This is a genomic window from Mesorhizobium sp. M7A.F.Ca.US.006.04.2.1 (genome assembly GCF_004022915.1).
Taxonomy (GTDB): domain Bacteria; phylum Pseudomonadota; class Alphaproteobacteria; order Rhizobiales; family Rhizobiaceae; genus Mesorhizobium; species Mesorhizobium ciceri.
On sequence record NZ_RZQA01000721.1, the window covers coordinates 1 to 3,381 of the forward strand.

Genomic DNA, 3,381 nt, shown 5'->3' on the forward strand with positions numbered 1-3,381 from the left:
GCCCTGAAGGCCTTCAGCTCAACCGGGCCTTTGTCAAGATCGCCGACGCCAAGGTGCGCCGCAGGATCATAGACCTGGTCAAGTCCCTCTCCGCCGACGATCCCGACTGATCCTCAATCACGCCAGGACCGGCGGCGCCCCGCCGCCGGTGGCACAAGATAACGGCATCGACATTCATGCCAGAGCCGAAGCACCGCTTGACGAGCGGCGCTTCGCCCCGCTAACACGTGGCGCGCCAAAATCGGCAGCCTGCCGATCGTTTTTCAAGAGGGGACACCCGTGACGCGGCAGAACTACTTCTTTACCTCGGAATCCGTTGCCGAGGGCCATCCCGACAAAGTCTGTGACCGGATTTCCGACGAGATCGTCGATCTGGTCTATCGCGAAGCCAAGAAGACCGGCATGGACCCGTGGAAAGTCCGTGTCGCCTGCGAGACGCTGGCCACCACCAACCGTGTCGTCATCGCCGGCGAAGTGCGCGTCCCGGAAACGCTGCTGAAGAAGGACAAGGCAGGCAACATCCTCAAGGATGCCGCCGGCCATCCGGTCGTCAATCCGGCCAAGTTCAAATCGGTCGCCCGCAAGGCGATCCGCGAAATCGGCTACGAGCAGGCCGGCTTCCACTGGAAAACGGCGAAGATCGAGGTTCTGCTGCACGGCCAGTCGCCTGACATAGGCCAGGGCGTCGACAACGCTGCCGACCGTCAGGGCGAAGAGGGTGCCGGCGACCAGGGCATCATGTTCGGTTATGCCTGCCGCGAGACGCCGGATTTGATGCCGGCGCCGATCTACTACAGCCACAAGATCCTCGAACTGCTGGCTGCTGCCCGTCACGAAGGCAGCGGTGAAGCCGGCAGGCTCGGGCCGGATGCCAAGAGCCAGGTCACCGTTCGCTATGTTGATGGCAAGGCCGCCGAGGCGACGCAGATCGTGCTGTCCACGCAGCATCTCGATGCGAGCTGGGATTCAAAGAAGGTCCGCAAGGTCGTCGAACCCTATATCCGCGAGGCGCTGGGCGACCTCAAGATCGCCGACGATTGCATGTGGTACATCAATCCGACCGGCAAGTTCGTCATCGGCGGGCCGGACGGCGACGCCGGCCTGACCGGCCGCAAGATCATCGTCGACACCTACGGTGGTGCCGCACCCCATGGCGGCGGCGCCTTCTCCGGCAAGGACACCACCAAGGTGGACCGTTCGGCAGCCTATGCGGCGCGCTACCTGGCCAAGAACGTGGTGGCGGCGAAACTCGCCGACCGCTGCACCATCCAGCTTTCCTACGCCATCGGCGTCGCCCAGCCGCTGTCGGTCTATGTCGACTTGCATGGTACCGGCAAGGTCGACGAGGCAAAGCTCGAGGACGCGCTGCGCACGGTGATGGATCTGTCGCCGTCGGGCATCCGCCGTCACCTCGATCTCAACAAACCGATCTACGCCAAGACGTCGTCCTACGGCCATTTCGGCCGCAAGGCCGGCCGTGATGGGTCTTTCTCCTGGGAAAAGACCGATCTCGCCAAGGCGCTCAAGGACGCGGTCGCCGCCTGACAGCGGCGCCGCGAAGTCCCGCCATGGATCCGAAGGACAGACCAAGCCGCGCGACCGAAGCCTTTTTCGGTCGCCGGCGCGGCAAGACCATGCGTCCGCAACAGGCGGCCGCGCTGGAAAGCGGCTTCGGTGTATATCGGCTCGATCTGGCGGCCGAGCCGCCGGCCGATCTGCAAACTCTGTTTCAAACCGATGTCAGCGCGGTTCGCCTCGAGATTGGCTTCGGCGGTGGCGAACATCTCCTGCACCGCGCGACCGAGGCGCCTTCGATCGGCTTTATCGGCGTCGAGCCCTTCGTCAACGGCATGGCCAAGATGATGATGGCGGTGCGCGAGAAACCGCTCGCCAATCTGCGGGTTTATGACGACGACGCCACAAGGCTGCTCGACTGGCTGCCGCAGGCCTCGCTCGGCGGCCTCGATCTGCTCTATCCCGACCCCTGGCCGAAGAAGAAACACTGGAAGCGACGTTTCGTAAGCCCGGTCAATCTCGAGCGGTTCGCGCGCGTGCTGAAGCCTGGTTCAAAATTCCGCTTCGCCTCCGACATCGACACTTATGTCAACTGGACCTTGCTGCATTGCCGCGCGCATGGCGCGTTCGCATGGCAGGCTTGCGAGGCGGCGGACTGGCACCGGCCCTATGATGGTTGGCCGGGCACCCGTTACGAGGCCAAGGCCATTCGTGAGGGCCGGCGGCCCGCCTATCTTACCTTCATTCGGAAATAAGCTCGCGGTCTTAGAGCAATTCCAGGAAAAGTGTGAAACGGTTTTCCGTCCGGAATTGCGTCAAAGCTGGAAGCGGCGGCCGATGCGATCGAAGGCGGCAGGCTCGACGCCGAGGTTGCGCAGGTCGTCGGCGCGCGGCCTGCGACCGGCTTCCACGGCCCGTGAAGCGGCCACGGCGCTGCCGAATACGGTGAAGAAGTCGCCTATTGCAGAAAATATCTTGCGATTGCTCATGATCATGTCCTTTCGCGCACGTGTGACGCACGGCCACCTTTGTGCAGCGCAGGGTAAGTAGGTGCGTTTCAGCGCCGATCCCATGGGGGCCGCCGCATGGGCGCCATGCGCTCCATGCAACGCTGGCGGGGCCACCTCGATGGCAGCGTTGCCCGACCAGCATAGCGGGCTTGAAACACAGGCCGCGATCGTCTATATCAGCCTCAAATTCTTGGTCGGTATGACGAAGAGTGGGTCCACCCGGTCCCGCTCTTTTTTATTACCTGCCGATAACTTGGTAGAGAACGACAGGGCTTCAATGACTGCAACGGCAAGCGAGGGCGACGATCGCATCATCCGCGAAAGCGGCATCGATGCGCGCATCGCGCTGATCGTCCAGCCGGTTCTGCGCGGCATCGGCTTCCGCCTCGTGCGGGTGCATCTGTCGGGCCAGAACGGGCTGACGCTGCAGATCATGGCCGAACGCGAGGACGGCACCATGACCGTCGAGGATTGCGAAGAGGTCAGCCGCGCGGTGTCGCCGGCGCTCGATGTCGATGATCCGATCGAAAAGGCCTACCATCTTGAAGTCTCGTCGCCCGGCATCGACCGGCCGCTGGTCCGCAAATCGGATTTCACGACCTGGACGGGTCATCTGGTGAAGATGGAAACATCGATCGTCGTCGCCGACCGCAAGCGCTTCAAGGGCAAGATCGCCGAAGCCGGCGAAGACGATGTGCTGATCGAGCGCGACAAGGCAGCCTATGGCGAGGAGCCGACGGTGCGCGTCCCCTATGACGCGATTGCCGATGTGCGCCTGATCCTGACCGACGATCTCATCCGCGATGCCCTGTCGAAGGACAACAGGGCGCGCAAGGAAGCCAAGAAGCGCCGCGGC

4 protein-coding genes and 1 pseudogene are annotated in these 3,381 nt (G+C 63.2%); 4 read left to right on the forward strand and 1 reads right to left on the reverse strand.

The genetic code is table 11. The features are described from left to right. From EN925_RS40970 to EN925_RS28770, 3 genes and pseudogenes are all read left to right on the forward strand, one after another. Positions 1–110: pseudogene (locus EN925_RS40970) on the forward strand (transcriptional regulator); the annotation flags it as partial. A 169-nt stretch (positions 111–279) separates the two neighbouring features. Then, complete coding sequence (metK, locus tag EN925_RS28765; protein WP_024503461.1) at positions 280–1,545, forward strand: methionine adenosyltransferase; 1,266 nt, start codon at positions 280–282, stop codon at positions 1,543–1,545. A gap of 23 nt (positions 1,546–1,568) precedes the next feature. Beyond that, positions 1,569–2,270: a tRNA (guanosine(46)-N(7))-methyltransferase TrmB gene (locus tag EN925_RS28770; protein ID WP_024503462.1), complete on the forward strand. Its 702-nt coding sequence runs from the start codon at positions 1,569–1,571 to the stop codon at positions 2,268–2,270. 60 nt (positions 2,271–2,330) lie between these two features. On the opposite strand, the gene EN925_RS28775 is transcribed toward EN925_RS28770, so the two are convergent. After that, complete coding sequence (locus EN925_RS28775) at positions 2,331–2,504, reverse strand: hypothetical protein (RefSeq protein WP_127369389.1); 174 nt, start codon at positions 2,502–2,504, stop codon at positions 2,331–2,333. A 298-nt stretch (positions 2,505–2,802) separates the two neighbouring features. On the opposite strand from EN925_RS28775, the gene rimP reads away from it, so the two are divergent. Continuing rightward, positions 2,803–3,381, forward strand: a 579-nt coding sequence (gene rimP, locus EN925_RS28780) for a ribosome maturation factor RimP (RefSeq protein ID WP_128337102.1), incomplete at its 3' end; no start/stop codon positions are given.